The following is a 15,005-nucleotide window of genomic DNA, read 5'->3' as shown; positions in this document are numbered from 1 at the left end:
CCAGGACACACGGTCTCTTTTTCCTGGTCTCCCGAAGCCTCAACACTCTCTTCTATAGAAACCAAAGAAACCAGCAATCAACCTATACGCCAACATGAAGCCAATGATGTTACCCAACTACATGGACATATCTGTCTTTGAGAAGATCTACAACGATGTCAAGAATAGCCCTCCGGATCAATATGCCCAGCTCCGTGAGCAGCTTCCCGTAAACAGGTTCTACTACAATCCTCCTCTGGGCTGGCATCATACAAAAGCCGAAGTCGAACGGCGCGTTTATGTCAACGGTCAGATGCCTTACCTGGTCCTCGATACGGGGTCGGTGTGCCGTTACAAGTGCGAGATGTGCTATACCTATTCCAACCAGAGTAACCGCAAGGGCAAGTATCCCTCGCCGCTCTCCCTGGAGCAGAAGAAGCACATTCTGTCGGTGGCTAAAGAGCTTTTGGGTACCGAAACGTTCATCATCGAGGGCGCTGGTGAGCCGGTCCTTAACACCGACACGATACCCATGCTCGAGCATGCCATTAAACTTGGGCTACGAGCCATCGTGTTCAACTCCGGTATCAAGATCGAGAAGCTTCTGCCGTTCATTATCGAATCCGGTGGCAGCGTCGGTTTCAAGTTCCATGGACTTGAGCCTCACATGACGCCAGACATCTATAATCGTATCCTGGGTCAACCCGATGCCTGGGATTATATGCTGCAGGCCATCGACATCATCTTCCATGACAAGAAGCTCAATACGCCGGTCTTTGACAAAGACGGCAAACTTTTGGCCATGACGAGAGTTGTGCTGGACAACTACATGAATCCAGAAGGAAAGGCCGCCTATCTATCCACCTTGTATTGGGCCTATCAGAACAACTGCGCTATCGCGTTGACTGGCGACATGCCGACCAAGAAGGACTTGAAGAGCCTCGACTACATGTCGGCCGAAGAGTTCACCTCAACTGTACTTCAGGCCCGTTACTTCCTCTGGGTGACAGGATGGATGCCGCCGGGGCGTGCTCATTTGGTGTCGGAGTGTGAACAAAAATATGGCTTGAGAATCACCGATGGCATGGTTGGTCCCGATGGAAAGGTCGCGGGCAACGTGTTCGGCTGCGTCGGCGAGGTCGAGCCCTTCATGGATCTGCGTTTCATGCATGGGGAAGAGCTGACCAAGGGGCTGGAGACGGCCTGGGCTCGACGTCGTCAATGGGTTCCCAACGGCTGTCAACCCCGATTCAACGCGTTGTCCTCGCTCGGCATGAATCCAGATGCTGCCGGATGTCTGTTCACCGACCCGGTACGCGTTCAACAGCCCAGAACCGACACTCTTTTCGAAACGAGTCTGGCTGAATTCTTGGCGATCTATGCCCCTGGCAAGGTGGAGTACACCGAAGTACCGCGTCCCCTCACGACCATCAGGCGCAAGGCACAGACTACCGCCCCCACAACCAGCGTGTAGCCGCTTTTGTCTTGGACTCGTTCCAATTCTTGGAGGTACTATGTCAAAATTCGATCATAGGAAGTACAAGCGATTTGATCCGATATCCCTGCCAGATCGAACTTGGCCGAATAACCAGATCGACACTGCACCGCAGTGGTGCAGTGTCGATCTGCGGGATGGCAACCAGGCGCTCATCAAACCCATGTCTCTGGCACAAAAGGAAAAGTTCTTCGATTTACTGGTCGACATTGGCTTCAAGCAAATCGAGGTGGGCTTTCCTGCCGCGTCAGCGACCGACTTCTATTTCGTGCGCCATCTCTGCAGAGAGAATAGAGTACCCGAAGACGTGACCATTCAGGTGCTGACGCAGGCTCGCCCAGAGATCATTAAGCGGACCTTCGAATCACTGCTAGGCGCCAAGCGGGTCATCCTTCATATTTACAATCCAACCTCACCCCTACAGCGGAAGAAGGTCTTTCAACTTGACAAGGCGGGCATTGTCGACATCGCCATATCCAGCGCCCGCCTGCTCAAGCGGTACGCGGAGCGCCAACCAGAGACGGACTGGACGTTCCAGTACTCTCCGGAGAGCTTCTCGGCAACGGAGGTGGAGTTCGCGGTCGAAGTTTGTGACGCGGTCAATCGTACTTGGCAACCCACGCCGGAGCGGACCGTTATCAATACGCTACCGTCGACGGTCGAAGTCTCTACTCCGAACGTATACGCCGACCAGATCGAATGGTTCTGTAGACACATCAGCAACCGCGATTCCGTCATCGTCAGTCTTCATACCCACAATGACCGTGGTTGTGCGGTGGCTGCTGCCGAGTTGGGGGTCATGGCCGGTGCACAACGGGTCGAAGGCACTTTGTTTGGCAATGGTGAACGTACGGGCAACATGGACGTGTTGACCATGGCGATGAATCTCTATAGCCAGGGCGTCGATCCCCAACTCGATCTGAGCGATATGGATCGCATCACGACCGTCGTTCAAGAATGCACGCAGATCGATGTTCATCCCCGCCACCCCTATGCCGGAGAGCTGGTATTCACTGCGTTCTCCGGCGGGCACCAAGATGCCATCAAGAAGTGCCTGGACACGTACCAGGAGGGGCAGATATGGGAGGTGCTCTACCTACCCATTGACCCTGGCGACCTGGGGCGCAGCTACCAGAATGTCGTTCGTATCAACAGCCAATCGGGGAAGGGAGGGATTGCGTTCGTGCTGCAGAACAGGTTCAACGCGGTCCTGCCACGCTGGTTACAGATCGAGTTCAGCTCGATTGTGCAACGCAGGGCTGATGGTCTGGGCGGAGAGCTCCATCCCGATGAGATCTGGCGATTGTTCGAAGAACACTACCTCGTCAATGAGAGTAAGCTGGGAAAACTGGTTCTGACGAACATCCACCACGACACGACCACGAAGCATGGCTTTACGGCAATGATCGATGATGGATATGGTTCGACAATAAAGATCCAAAACCAGGGCATGCGCAATGTGGAAGCGTGTGTCAACGGTCTACGCGACGAAACCCAGCTCGATTTCAGGTTACTGGAGTGTGAGCAACAGGTCGTTGACCGCGCCCCTGCGCAAGAAACTCTCACCATTGTCCGGTTGAAGTTTCAGGGCAAACGTTACGCAGGTCTCGCAATGGACACGGACAGAGTCGCCTCCACAATGCGAGCGCTGCTCAACGCCATCAATCAATTGCCACAGGAGGGACATAGGCGTACAGTTAAACTAAGTCAGAAGGGTGACCCTTTGGCTTAGTTTAACCGAACCCCGATCACAACTCGCTATAATCAAACAGCAGTTAATTTTTTAGGTTCTGTTTATCACGGCACGCCTCTGTTATTTGGCTTAATTGATGACACGCCCTAGTTGCTTTAACGTATAGATCGCAGCTAGGATACATTGTTGTCTCCTCATTAATTCGATCAATATACTACCATATTGGTATAGAAAATATATTATAATAGTATTTGTCGTTAAGACAGTAATCGAGCATAAAAAACGCTAAAACTGTAATTGTAATCTACTCAGCACAATGGTTTTAGTTAACCTAATATATATAATTTAACAATATATAGATATAGAAATTAGAGAGGAAGTTAATAAATGCAATGGCTAATGAACTTGGCAGATAAATATCGTAGTTATCTTCTCCAAGGAACTTTTTACAAGAAATTAACTAAAGCTTCAAAATCAGAAGACATTAGCGGCTGGATTAACCAGTTATACTATCAGTCTCGTGATTTTACTTCAGCACTATCTTTACGCCATGCCATGTGTCAAGATCCTTGTTTTCAAGCTTGCTTTGCCCGACACGCAATGGAGGAAGTAGAGCACTGCTCTCAGCTAGAGGCTTGGATGCGCCAACACGAATTTCTCAAACCAGACAAAAGTCCAACCAGTGTTCCTGCTACGCTAGAAACTCTTACAGTGAGTGCTTATTGTTTTCGCTCTGTCCTACGTGAATCTCCTGCTCACCAAGTCATTGCTATGAATTTAATCTCAGAGGGTATTTCCTATGATTTTTTCTCGGCGGCGAACCCGAAACTCTCTGAACTAGGACTGAAAGTGGGACGTTATTGGCAAGTTCACAAAGATATCGATCGACAACACTTAGCAATGGGGCTAGAATTAATCCCTCAGTGCGACCCAGACTCCCTATTGGGTCAAGTCTATGCTCGAATTGCTTGGGAAATGGCGAATTTATACGGTCGGATGCTCGATTCTTGGAGTGATATTTCCTCTCATGAAAGCCAAGTTATTCAACAATCTACTTTAGGTGATTTGCCGAAATATCCAAATTCTGCCAATAATTTGACCGCCTAAAAATTGAGGTTTGGTTAGGCGCTCGAATATTCGACCATTCTTTAATTTAATTGAATCATAAATCTTTAAGTCTCTCTGGTCATAAATTTTTCTCATTTCTTTTAAAAAAGAAGCGGGATTTTCAAACTGTGTGGAAACTAATTTTATGGCTTGCCAATCATCTTGCAAGCTAACTATTTCCTGAGAAAGATTCCACATAGAGATAAAATTTTTGTTTAAGCTGATCATCCTTCCCTTGAGATCTACTACGAGGATACCAGTAGTATCTTGACTATTGTTATTAATTACCGCCTTTCTGTAACTAAATTTAGGTTCGAAAAATTGTAAGAATTGAGTAGAGTCAGAACAAAGCTCTCTATATTGGATGGCATAATTTTCAAAAGACATAAAGCCATGTAGTAATAAAATTTTTTAAACCCAAATCTATAGTAACGTTTTTCAATCAAAACTTGCTTCCATTTGCTTATAAAATAAATTTAAGCATTTCGAAATCTTAATGCACTTGAAATTTACTGTGCTTTATAAGTCTTATAATGCTATCTTTATAAAGTGACTATTTTAAAGTCTTGAGAGAAAAAAATCTAGTATTTAAATAAAAATTTTGAATTTAATCTTTTTTTTGTAATGTATATTACAATTGACTTAAATACTTTAATCTGATATATAAGATCGGAATTAAATAATTTTTATTTGTTTGATTATTAAAACCGAAGATTTTGTTCAATCATCGAAAAGCACTCAACAAATAGTTCCTTTTCTCGAATGAAGCACAAACTTGTCAAAAACTAATGCAGCTCCTTCCTATTATTGTAGACTCCAATTCTTCCATAAATATTAAGGCTCAAATTATCGGACAGGTAAAGCTGTTAATTGCTTTGAATGAATTACAATCGGGTGACAGTTTGCCAACTGTAGTTGAATTTGCCAAACATCTGGGGGTCAACCATAACACAGTGGCCGCCGTCTATAATGACTTAATCGAATCTGGTTATCTAATTGCTCAAAGAGGAAAAGGAACTTTCGTCGCTCAAAATGAAATTGTAAAAAAAAGCAGAAGTCACCAACACATTTACGCTCTGTTAGCCGAAACATACGATCTGGCAGCTCAGTTTAAATTAAGTGCAGCGGAATTTGGAGTAGCTGCCTATTCACTAGCACTATTATCATCTCGTACACTTGCTACTTCTGTGAAAGTAGTATTTGTGGCGACCAAACAGTATAAAGAAAAAATATATGAGGCGATAAAAGAAGAAATCGGAGTTCCTATATTGTTTCTTCCTTGGTCAGATTTAAAAGCTAATCGTAAAGAAAGCCTAAAAGAGCTAAAGAATGCTGATTTGGTCATCACGACAGCGGAGTTTTTATGGAAGGTTACATCTAGAGCAATAAGCGAACAAGAAGTGTTTGCCATTGATGTTAAGCCTAACCTAGAACTATTAATGCAACTTTCATCCTTACCTCGTCACCATAGAGTGCTGCTTGTTGCCTCTAGTAAGACAGAAAGTGAAACGATGAAAGTTTTGTCAGAGAAAGCTGGTATTCTTCATTTAAATCTTCAAGCCATAGATTTTGAAGACCTTCAGCAAAATCCTCAAATTTTGGAGCAAGTAGAGCTAGTTGTCGTATCTTCATCGGTCGAAAACTATGTCCGTCAGCAGTTCGATCTAGCCGACCGAGTTATGGTGTTTAATTTTCGTCTCGATATAGACAATATATCGCTCTTGAAAGCTCGTTTAGCTGCAATTCAATCCGAGCGGACAACTGTTTCTAATTAAGGACTGATGTTACGCACTTAACAACTGAAACTATTGAAATTTCGTTCAAAATTGATTGCTGAGTCCTAGCTCAAACTATCCAAATCTCGTTTGGCTGCGTAACATGGGGGAGAGTTAAACTAAGCCGAAGAGTCACCCCTCCGACTCGTCTGCAAAACTGGACGTGAACCTTTAGATTCATCCAGCTTCTCAACAATCTGGTGCTTGTCATACACACCTTGATGAACCTGGTCATGGCAATGTTGATGAAGTACGCCTTTGTATAGCAACGGAACAATTTTGGTCGGTAAGGTCAAGAACCAGGATTTCGTAAAGCTCTCAAGGGGTGTTTTTTCCTCAATCGTTTTTTATCAAAATGATATTGTCCGTAAACATTGATATGTGCGTGGCGGGTTGGCCAAATATGCCTTAAATCTTCATCATCGACAGGATGCCCTTCTTGTTGAAGTTGCTGGACAACTTTATTGATGTAGACTGTATTCCAGACAATAATGGCATTGGTCACTAAATTCAGACATCCGACCTGATTGAGTAATCGGTCATCTTGCTGAGTTTTAATTTCTCCTTGGTTGGCATAAAAAAGGTGAGAACGAAGACTGTGCAAAGCTTCTCCTTTGTTTAATTGTCGCTTAAGTCTGCGCCGATTGCTTTCATCGGCATACCAACGAAGAATATGAATAGTTTTGATGAGCCTGCCATACTCTTGAAGAACCCTCATTAAAGGATGTTTTCGAGGAAAAGCTTGAAGTTTTTGAATGATTAATGAGGCTGTAACCCAGCCCATTTTAACAGAACCCACCAAGCGAAGCATCTCGTCCCAATCATCCAAAATTAGCTGCTGATTAATAGTTCCCTGAATATGCTCTTTGAGTAGCGGATAGAGATCGAGGTCAATATCACTGGTTCGATAAAGCTTCTGGTCAGCTAAATCTCGAATACGGGGAGAAAAACGCATTCCTAATAAGTCAAATAAGGCAAAAATAACCTCCGTGTATCCTGCGGTATCCGTCGTGTGTTCTAGGATTGATAGTTCGGTTTCATTATTCAGAATTTCATCCAGAACATAGGTAGCATCTCTAACCGTAGCGGGTATTGGCTTACTGCCATACTGGGAAAACTGGTCGCTAGTCCAACTATAAAAAGTCACCCCTTTCCCATAACCAAGCAGGACGGGGTAAGGAACGAGCTTGACGCAAAGAACCTTTAGCGGGGAATCTTTGACCATCAGAGGAAGATAACATCCCACCTCCCCATAAATGACTCAAAGGCAGGTCATAGTGATAATCAATTAATACGTTGTTAGCCGAACGCAAAGTCTCATCCCGAATATACTAATTATTGAACCAACACAAACGTCTGTACAATAAACCAGTGGAAGTGGCCATCTGTTGAAAATCCAGATTACAAGCTTGGGCCAATAAACAACTGTAAAGACTGAGCCAAGAATTATAATCTTGATTTTGCCCCTGATTGAGATGTTCAAAGGCATTGCTAAAATCCGTCCAGCTATCTACTTCTACTAAAAGATCGGTAATCTCAATTCTGGGCAAGCGAGCAGTAATTTCTTCAGCTAAACGCTTCAACTCCAGGGTTTTCTCGTCTGCCTTAAAGGAACTGAGAACTAACGAACCTCGTTCTTCCCTGAGATCGCTATCTGGTTGATTTAGCAGTTCTTCCACCTGACCCATCAAAACAAGACGAATTAGCTGTTGGGTTTCTTTTAGTGATACCTTTAAATCGTCAGGAGTAATATATTCAAATGTTTTAACTCGAACCGAATTATCTTCGATGTCTTGGTTTAAAAGGATTTGACCGATATCTTGTAATGTCTTCAGCTTCTCGTCGATAGTTTTACTAGCCATTAAGCGATCACTATCAAAGTTACGTTTGGCTTGGTTATATAACTCCCACAAACGTTGGTCTACCATTTCAATTAGATCGTCAGTGAAGTTATACAATGACTGCTTAAGAAAACAAATCAGGATAGGGTAGCGTCTAACTTCCGATGCCCGTTGAAGATATTGGTTCGTAGCTCTTGCCCCAATTTTGGCAAGGTGATTAATACGGTTGGGATTGAGTTGACTCAAATCCCAAGTATCAACTGACGACTGCTGTAGAAATGATATCTTATCCAGCGTCTCTAAAATTTGTTTAGGGTTGTTGCCTGTTGGGGTTCTCTGTAACCAGGACAGAGGAGTTCTAGTCTCATCTGGTTTTATTTCTAATAAACTATCGAGCCAAGTACTCCGTTCTGTAGTCAACAAGTTTTTAAGGCTGTGATAATTAATTTCCTGGGCTTTAACTCTCATTGTCGCAACCATCCTAGCTAGAATAGTCGTGCCAATACGGAGGATTTTTTGCTGCTTGAGGTGTTCGCAAGCCATGTGAAATAGTATATCTGAGAGTAAGAAAAAGCGGTTTAAATCTTCTGAGCTTACTTCAGATGGAAACCGATTGAGAGATTTATGTTCTGCTTCAGAGAGAAATTGGACGGGCATTATTTACACGGTCGCGCCTGTCTCACTATAAACTGTAAGTGGGACAGTTTGAGTACGAAAATCTGCTCGAACCCTCTCGATTGCGTTTCTTGGTTAAACAATGCCAAACATCAAAAGTGGGACAGTTCCACCAACCTTTGTTTCTTATAAAGAGAAACGACCTCGCGAATATCTAGTTCCTCATGAAGTTGAAGAGTTGATTGCTGTAGCTAAAAAACGCGGTCGCTATGGACATCGTGATGCCACAATGATCTTACTTACTTATCGTCATGGTCTTAGAGTATCAGAATTGTGTGCCTTACGATGGGAACAAATAGATTTTGATACGGGTTTATTTCATGTTCGACGATTGAAACGTGGTATCGAGAGCGTTCATCCTCTAAGAGGTCCAGAACTGCGTGCATTACGAAAACTCGAACGAGAATCTTCGCCTTCATCTTATATGTTTGTCACAGAACGGGGAAGTCCTATGACCGCTGCTGGTTTTCGTAAACTGCTGACTCGTATAGCTGAATGTTCTTCAATCTCTTTGACCGTGCATCCTCATATGCTTCGACACGCTTGTGGCTATAAGTTAGTGAATGACGGCTGACGGGGTGACAACCCTGTGAGAAGTCAGACAGTGTAGGGAACAGAGACAACCTATGGTAAAAAAGATTCGGTCAGTTATTGAGAATCCGACCGAACCCTAAAAAATGTTAAACCAATTGTACCGCAATCATCTTTCACGTTATCTGAGTGATGACCAACTAATTACTTTGGAAGTGCTGGTATACCTTATCCAGACCTACAAACAAGTAAAGATAGAAAGACTAGCTGCATACTTCCCTTTACCAATTAAATATGAGAGCCGTCGTCGCCGAATCCAAAGGTTTTTGAAGTCCTCAGCTTTATCAGTTTCGTTAGTCTGGTTTCCCATAGTCAAAGAAGTAGTTCAAAAGAAATTCTTGCCAGACCAGACAATTTATCTAGTCTTAGATAGAACTCAATGGCAAGATAAAAATCTGTTCATGGTTGGAGTAGTGATGGCGAAAAGAGCTTTGCCTATATACTGGCAGTTTCTAGAGAAGAAAGGAGCCAGTAACTTCGCTCAACAAAAAGCCATATTACGTCCAGTATTGAAGCTGTTTAAACAACACCAAATCGTTATTTTAGGAGACAGAGAATTCCAGAGTGTTGAACTAGCTAAGTGGCTGACCCAGCAGCAGGTCTACTTTGTGCTTCGACAGAGAAAGAGTACGAAGATAATGGTAACTCAATTAGGTTTTACTCCCTTAAAAGACCTAGACGTTAATCCAGGAGACCAACGGTTTTATCAAGAAACTAAAGTCACTCAACTGCATCAAGTTTCGGGGATTTATTTAGGGGTCTATTGGCGACGTATTTACCGAGGCATGGGGGCAAAGGAACCCTGGTATCTGCTGACAAATTTACCCAATTTACCTGAAGCTGTCAAAGCCTATAAAAAGCGCGTAGGGATTGAGGCGATGTTTAAAGATTGCAAGTCAGGTGGCTACAATCTCGAGGGGTCGCAAGCTCAGATTGAACGCCTTACTCGTCTAGTTTTGCTCATCGCCATTGCTTACACTCACTCGGTGTTCAAAGGACATACTCTTAGCCTTCGAGGTCAGTCTAAATACATCGGTCGCCATCGAAAAATTAAACAATCTTTGACTCGCAACAGCTACTTTTGGCTTGGTTTATATGGTAGTAGCTGGCTGGTTTCATTTACCTTGATGAAGGAATGGATAAACAAATTGATGTGGCTCAATCTCAATAAGCTGCCTTTTTACCAGAGGGGTCTACGAGCTATGTTTATTATCCAGCAATCTTTCTAGCTCCCTTGTCACCCCTTCAGGAATGACGGACATGATATACGAATGATTCAGCAGTATCTTGGTCACAAGAATATTCAACATACTGTGCGCTACACAACGCTTTCAGCTAATTGCTTTAACCAATTTTGGTCTGATTAATTCTCTTACCGACCAAAATTTCTCCGTTGCTATACAAAGGCGATGTAGGTTTGTTGTTTATCCAGATTAATTATCGGCTTGAAAATCTTGAAGAGGTGCGATCGCTCTCACCGCTCAAATAATTAATGAACATCGACACCAATCCCGAAATCCAAGAGTTCCTTCAAAAGTACGATTACGCTCCGCACCCACTAATATTGTTATGAATGTTCGCCAGCCAGAATTTGAGCAACGCTCAAAGCAGCGCGGGATTTTAGCTCCCGCGACCTTTGAGTTAACTTCGATCCGTTTTTCCCACTACGTTGAAAAAGTTCGTTGGACTATGGATCGCTTGGGGATTGCCTATCGGGAACGACCGTTGATGCCAATTGTTCACTTTGCGGTCACGCCATTTGTCGTCGGTTTGGGGGGTGAGTCGGATTCGCACTCGACGCGCTTTTCTACTCCAATCCTCAGAAGCGCTCGCGGCGAGATTATAGTTAAATCCTCGCGCATCGTGAGGTATCTCTCCGAGCGTTTTTTAAGTTCCCAAGATACGCTTTTTCCCAATGATGAGGTTGCCCGACTAGATGAGCATTACAACTGTCATTTAGGTCCTCGCACCCGCGAGCTATTTTACTTCAATGTACTCAACCAGCCAGAGGTGATTTTCGAGCTAGCCGAACGCAACGTAGGTCAGGTTCAAGCTAGGTTATTTAAAATTTTGACCTAATACACTCCCCTCGAACTGCCTCAATTTACTGCTCTACAACAAAACCATACTTGAGCGGATCGTTTGGCTCTACTACAAACTGTTGAATTCCAGTCAGATAGGCATTTCCAGTAATGACAGGTAAAACTGCTACAAAATCACCAACCTGGGTTTCCCGAATTAGTTTTCCTCTTAATTGAGTTCCGATGATGCTTTCACTAGTGAATTCGACACCTAATTGCAGTTTATTTCTACTGTAGAGAGTAGCCATTAAAGCCGAGGTTCCAGTACCGCATGGACAGCGATCCATCTGACCATTTCCAAACACTACTACACTTTTGGAAAAAGGCTGGGATGGATCTGGTTGGTCATAAATTTCTGTAAGTTCAATTTTAGTAATGTGATTTTCTTTGGGATGCTCTACTTTAATCTGTTCGTTGACAGCTTGCTTCACCATTTTTCCTAACTGAATCAGTTGAGAAATATTTTTGCAGTGTAGCTCAATTCCCAAAGCCCGTGCTGGTATTATGGCAAAGAAATTACCACCGAACGAGATATCAATGGTAATTTGACCAACTTCGGGAAGCATCAATTCTACATCTCTAGCGTATAAAAACGAAGAAACATTAGCCATGGAGACTTCAACTACCTCACTTTCTCGGATCTTGGCATGAGTTTCAACAACTCCCGCTGGCGTATCAAACACAATAACTGTTTCAGGTTCTTTGGGTGAGATCGTACCTATTTTAATCAAAGCTGTGGCGATGGCGATTATTCCACTACCGTACATATCGATATAACCCGCATTATCCATAAACAGAACGCCCAACTGAGCTAGAGCAGAAGTTGGTGGAGTGATAATTGCTCCAAACATATCTCTGTGTCCTCTAGGCTCTTGCATCAAAAGAGTGCGAAGATAATCTAAATTCTCGCTCGTATACTGTTTCTTTTCAGCCATTGTACTTCCTAAAATGGGTGGCAAACCACTTAGAATAATTCGAGTTGGTTCTCCTGCTGTGTGAGCGTCAATAGCTGAAATAATATGGGTGAACTTGGTCATAGTCTCACCCCCTGTTTATTTATACACCCTATATATTTAGAATAACATTTTGGTCGGCTAAATTTGCTAGTTTGCTGCATTTTTTAGCTTTTGTTTTTGGATAGTTATTATTGATTGAAAGCTGTAAAATACTTGGTAAAAATTATTATTAAAACTAAGAGTTTTTCGAAAAAATGTTTCGTGAGGGACGATAATTAATTAGTCGATGAAAAATCTAAAAGTTAAAGGATTTATGGCAGGAAGCCTGGCAGCTACTATTATGGCAACATTAGGATTGTTTGTCCGACAGATTTCTGTCGATACAAAAATTATTGCTTTGGCTAGATTGGGGATAGGTTTATTGTTGCTACTTACCCAGGTAACTATTAGTAAAAAACTAGATGAGCTTGGGCAGACAAAATTATCTACTCCCCTAGTTTTAAGTGGAGTTTTTTTAGCTTTAGCTATTTTGACCTATACAGAAGCAATTAAGTCTACAACATTAATTAATGCTGTATTTTTACTTTACCTAGCTCCTATAATTGCAATGGTTTTGGCAGCTATTTGGTTAAACGAGAAACTCAAGCTGGAGAATTTGTTATTGTTTGCCATAGCCTTTGGCGGATTCTTATTCATTCTTGAGTTTCAGGTTTCATTAAATTGGCGAGATTACCCAGGATATTTTTGGGGAATTTTAGCAGCTCTATCTTATAGTTTGTTTATAATCTTTAACAGAAAAATCGATTCTAAAATATCTACATCGATACGTTCCTTATATCAATTATTTTGGGGAATGATTACTGTACTTCCCTTTATGATTTGGACAAAAACAGATTGGGTAGAGCCAGCAGAGTTGTATTGGTTAATAAGTATTGGCTTTTTTCATGGGTATCTAGCATTGACACTCATGATAATTGCCATTCAGAGTTTAGAAGTATATGAATTTAGTACGATTTCCTATCTAGAACCTATGGTCGCAACTTTACTAGGTGTATTTGTTTACTCTGAAACTGTTTCCTTCTGGCAAGCAGTCGGTTGTTTGACGATCTTTGTGGCTGGAGTCAAACAAATTTATTTAACTAGAAAAAATTAGTTATTTTGACGAGAGAATGAAGATTTCAGCTCTTCATATATTAAGTATATAAGTTGTAAATCTTTAAAGACCAATTGCATATTTATGAACTTTATCAATAGTGGTTTTGGGGATTTGATTAGTGGACATTTCTTCAGCTACTTCATAGATGGTATTGGTTATTAGCTCTGCTTCCTCATCACTGAGGATCGAGGGTGGTTCAATCCTAAGTACATTTTGATTAACACCAAAGTATCCTAGATAAACTCCTTTTTCCACGCATCTAGTAGCAAACAGCTTACCTGCCAATCGATTGTTAGATAGATTAATTTCTACCCCAATCATCAGACCCCGACCTCTGACTTCAGTGATAACTTGAGGAAAGGCATCTTGCACCTGCTTGAGTCCTTCGAGAATTCTGGCTCCCACTTGGGCAGCATTAGCAATGATGTTATGTTTCTCAATTAGTTGAATCACTTCAGAGGCTACAGCAGCCGATGGTGGATGACCAGTATAGGTAAAAAGATGTTGGGCTGGTGCTAGGGCATCAATCACTTCTTCTCGTCCGACGAGAGCGGAGATCGGTGCATAACCAGCAGATAATCCTTTAGCAGTCACCAAAAGATCGGGCACGACATTTTCATGTTCGATAGCCCACCATTTTCCAGTCCTGCCCATTCCACTCTGCACTTCATCAATGATTAAGAGCGCGTTGTAGCGCTCGAGAAGTTCGCGTAAACGGGGGAAAAAACCTGGATAAGGTACGTAAATCCCAGCATCACCTTGAATAGATTCAGCCATGACTGCTCCCACTCGCCCTTTCATCAGGGTCAGTTCTATTTTTTCCAGCACTGTATCCCGTTGTTGTCGGGTCACTGGGTAATTCATAGTGATGAAATTGGGGGATGTAGGAAAAATGCCCACATTAAGTGTTCTAAAACCAGAGGCAGCCTGGGAAAAACCTGTAGAGCCGTGGTAGTCATTCTTAAACTTAATCAAAGCGAATTTTTGGGTGTATTTACGCATAGCTTGAATGGCTCCATCACAGGAATCTGAGCCACTTAAGCCGAGTAGAACTTTTTTGGGATAGTCTCCGGGCGTAATGCGAATTAGGTGTTCGGCAAGTTCGACCGCCTGTCGATTGGGTGAATAAGGAAAACAGGAATTCTGTAGCGTCTTAGCTACCTGGTAATAGACATCAGCAACTTGATGATAGCTATAACCAAGAAGATTACAAGAAGCAGCAGCTAAACAGTCAAGATAAACATTACCGTCTAGATCGATAATATAAGCACCTTCACCTCCAACGAGAGTAATGCCATATAGACCGAAGTAATTACTTCTACCAATGACTTTTTTCATTCGCGCCAGCAATTCTTGCGATTTACGACCTGGAGGTGAAACTTTAACACTTCGGGTTTTTTGAGCTGGAGGCATTTTTAAACTTTTCATACTCGCTCCCTCCTTAGCTAGCTCTCCCATACTTCTATTATCACCTAAAGTCTCATGAGCTAACCGTTCCCATAGTTAATCTCACTATGACCGATAAGAGTTTTTACTCAGGCGATCGCTCTACAAACAAAAAACCCAGTCACATTAACTGCAACTGGGCTTAATGGTTAAATTATATGACTATAATTCGTTATCCTTGGAAAACTAAGCAGAAGCTTCTTCACCGAG

Annotated in this window: 12 protein-coding genes and 2 pseudogenes; 9 read left to right on the top strand and 5 right to left on the bottom strand. The window is 42.7% G+C overall.

From position 1 onward, the window contains the following. Positions 1–103 precede the first annotated feature (103 nt). The 3 genes from ACLFKQ_RS28290 (at position 104) to ACLFKQ_RS28280 (ending at position 4,274) form a co-directional block, all read left to right on the top strand. Positions 104–1,453 (top strand): radical SAM protein, encoded by a 1,350-nt coding sequence (locus ACLFKQ_RS28290; RefSeq protein ID WP_449002967.1) that lies wholly within the window; start codon positions 104–106, stop codon positions 1,451–1,453. Positions 1,454–1,493: 40 nt separating this feature from the next. Further along, positions 1,494–3,206 carry a 2-isopropylmalate synthase gene (locus ACLFKQ_RS28285; protein WP_449002966.1) on the top strand — a complete coding sequence of 571 codons (1,713 nt, stop codon included), beginning with the start codon at positions 1,494–1,496 and terminating at the stop codon, positions 3,204–3,206. Between the two features lie 348 nt (positions 3,207–3,554). After that, positions 3,555–4,274 carry an iron-containing redox enzyme family protein gene (locus ACLFKQ_RS28280; protein ID WP_449002965.1) on the top strand — a complete coding sequence of 240 codons (720 nt, stop codon included), beginning with the start codon at positions 3,555–3,557 and terminating at the stop codon, positions 4,272–4,274. On the opposite strand, the gene ACLFKQ_RS28275 is transcribed toward ACLFKQ_RS28280, so the two are convergent. Continuing rightward, positions 4,224–4,661: a hypothetical protein gene (locus ACLFKQ_RS28275; protein ID WP_449002964.1), complete on the bottom strand. Its 438-nt coding sequence runs from the start codon at positions 4,659–4,661 to the stop codon at positions 4,224–4,226. The genes ACLFKQ_RS28280 and ACLFKQ_RS28275 overlap by 51 nt on opposite strands. A gap of 401 nt (positions 4,662–5,062) precedes the next feature. Between ACLFKQ_RS28275 and ACLFKQ_RS28270 the strand changes: the two genes are divergently transcribed. Continuing rightward, the gene (locus ACLFKQ_RS28270; RefSeq protein WP_449002963.1) at positions 5,063–6,049 is read left to right on the top strand and encodes a GntR family transcriptional regulator; all 987 of its coding nucleotides are present in this window, start codon (positions 5,063–5,065) and stop codon (positions 6,047–6,049) included. A gap of 292 nt (positions 6,050–6,341) precedes the next feature. Here the strand turns inward: ACLFKQ_RS28270 and ACLFKQ_RS28265 are convergent, their stop codons facing one another. Both ACLFKQ_RS28265 and ACLFKQ_RS28260 read right to left on the bottom strand, forming a co-directional pair. Next, entirely contained in the window at positions 6,342–7,196 is an 855-nt protein-coding gene (locus ACLFKQ_RS28265) for a Tn3 family transposase (protein WP_449002962.1), read from the bottom strand. Continuing rightward, positions 7,183–8,358, bottom strand: a pseudogene (locus ACLFKQ_RS28260) (Tn3 family transposase). Before ACLFKQ_RS28260 ends, ACLFKQ_RS28265 begins: the two are co-directional and overlap by 14 nt. Before the next feature lie 289 nt (positions 8,359–8,647). Here ACLFKQ_RS28260 and ACLFKQ_RS28255 point away from each other — a divergent pair. The 4 genes and pseudogenes from ACLFKQ_RS28255 (at position 8,648) to ACLFKQ_RS28240 (ending at position 11,235) form a co-directional block, all read left to right on the top strand. Further along, positions 8,648–9,139: a tyrosine-type recombinase/integrase gene (locus ACLFKQ_RS28255; protein WP_449002961.1), complete on the top strand. Its 492-nt coding sequence runs from the start codon at positions 8,648–8,650 to the stop codon at positions 9,137–9,139. A 103-nt stretch (positions 9,140–9,242) separates the two neighbouring features. Then, positions 9,243–10,385 (top strand): IS4 family transposase, encoded by a 1,143-nt coding sequence (locus ACLFKQ_RS28250; protein ID WP_448998311.1) that lies wholly within the window; start codon positions 9,243–9,245, stop codon positions 10,383–10,385. 21 nt (positions 10,386–10,406) lie between these two features. Beyond that, positions 10,407–10,523 (top strand): annotated as a pseudogene (locus tag ACLFKQ_RS28245) (tyrosine-type recombinase/integrase); the annotation flags it as partial. Between the two features lie 202 nt (positions 10,524–10,725). Next, positions 10,726–11,235 carry a glutathione S-transferase N-terminal domain-containing protein gene (locus ACLFKQ_RS28240; RefSeq protein WP_449002960.1) on the top strand — a complete coding sequence of 170 codons (510 nt, stop codon included), beginning with the start codon at positions 10,726–10,728 and terminating at the stop codon, positions 11,233–11,235. Between the two features lie 25 nt (positions 11,236–11,260). Here the strand turns inward: ACLFKQ_RS28240 and ACLFKQ_RS28235 are convergent, their stop codons facing one another. Continuing rightward, positions 11,261–12,274: a proline racemase family protein gene (locus ACLFKQ_RS28235; protein ID WP_449002959.1), complete on the bottom strand. Its 1,014-nt coding sequence runs from the start codon at positions 12,272–12,274 to the stop codon at positions 11,261–11,263. A gap of 205 nt (positions 12,275–12,479) precedes the next feature. Between ACLFKQ_RS28235 and ACLFKQ_RS28230 the strand changes: the two genes are divergently transcribed. After that, a complete protein-coding gene (locus ACLFKQ_RS28230; protein ID WP_449002958.1) occupies positions 12,480–13,346 on the top strand; it encodes a DMT family transporter in 867 nt (288 codons plus the stop codon). A 63-nt stretch (positions 13,347–13,409) separates the two neighbouring features. Here ACLFKQ_RS28230 and ACLFKQ_RS28225 read toward each other — a convergent pair whose 3' ends face one another. Continuing rightward, positions 13,410–14,777 carry an aspartate aminotransferase family protein gene (locus ACLFKQ_RS28225; protein ID WP_449002957.1) on the bottom strand — a complete coding sequence of 456 codons (1,368 nt, stop codon included), beginning with the start codon at positions 14,775–14,777 and terminating at the stop codon, positions 13,410–13,412. Positions 14,778–15,005 lie beyond the last annotated feature (228 nt).

This window comes from Myxosarcina sp. GI1(2024) (genome assembly GCF_053543375.1).
The sequence above is the reverse complement of the archived record's forward strand: the minus strand, read 5'-3'. Positions and strand labels throughout refer to the sequence as shown.

Excerpts from the sequence above, each read along its gene's own strand:
- ACLFKQ_RS28290 (WP_449002967.1), top strand. The coding sequence starts at position 104 with ATGATGTTACCCAACTACATGGACATATCTGTCTTTGAGAAGATCTAC.
- ACLFKQ_RS28285 (WP_449002966.1), top strand. The coding sequence starts at position 1,494 with ATGTCAAAATTCGATCATAGGAAGTACAAGCGATTTGATCCGATATCC.
- ACLFKQ_RS28280 (WP_449002965.1), top strand. The coding sequence starts at position 3,555 with ATGCAATGGCTAATGAACTTGGCAGATAAATATCGTAGTTATCTTCTC.
- ACLFKQ_RS28275 (WP_449002964.1), bottom strand. The coding sequence starts at position 4,661 with ATGTCTTTTGAAAATTATGCCATCCAATATAGAGAGCTTTGTTCTGAC.
- ACLFKQ_RS28270 (WP_449002963.1), top strand. The coding sequence starts at position 5,063 with ATGCAGCTCCTTCCTATTATTGTAGACTCCAATTCTTCCATAAATATT.
- ACLFKQ_RS28255 (WP_449002961.1), top strand. The coding sequence starts at position 8,648 with ATGCCAAACATCAAAAGTGGGACAGTTCCACCAACCTTTGTTTCTTAT.
- ACLFKQ_RS28250 (WP_448998311.1), top strand. The coding sequence starts at position 9,243 with ATGTTAAACCAATTGTACCGCAATCATCTTTCACGTTATCTGAGTGAT.
- ACLFKQ_RS28240 (WP_449002960.1), top strand. The coding sequence starts at position 10,726 with ATGAATGTTCGCCAGCCAGAATTTGAGCAACGCTCAAAGCAGCGCGGG.
- ACLFKQ_RS28235 (WP_449002959.1), bottom strand. The coding sequence starts at position 12,274 with ATGACCAAGTTCACCCATATTATTTCAGCTATTGACGCTCACACAGCA.
- ACLFKQ_RS28230 (WP_449002958.1), top strand. The coding sequence starts at position 12,480 with ATGAAAAATCTAAAAGTTAAAGGATTTATGGCAGGAAGCCTGGCAGCT.
- ACLFKQ_RS28225 (WP_449002957.1), bottom strand. The coding sequence starts at position 14,777 with ATGAAAAGTTTAAAAATGCCTCCAGCTCAAAAAACCCGAAGTGTTAAA.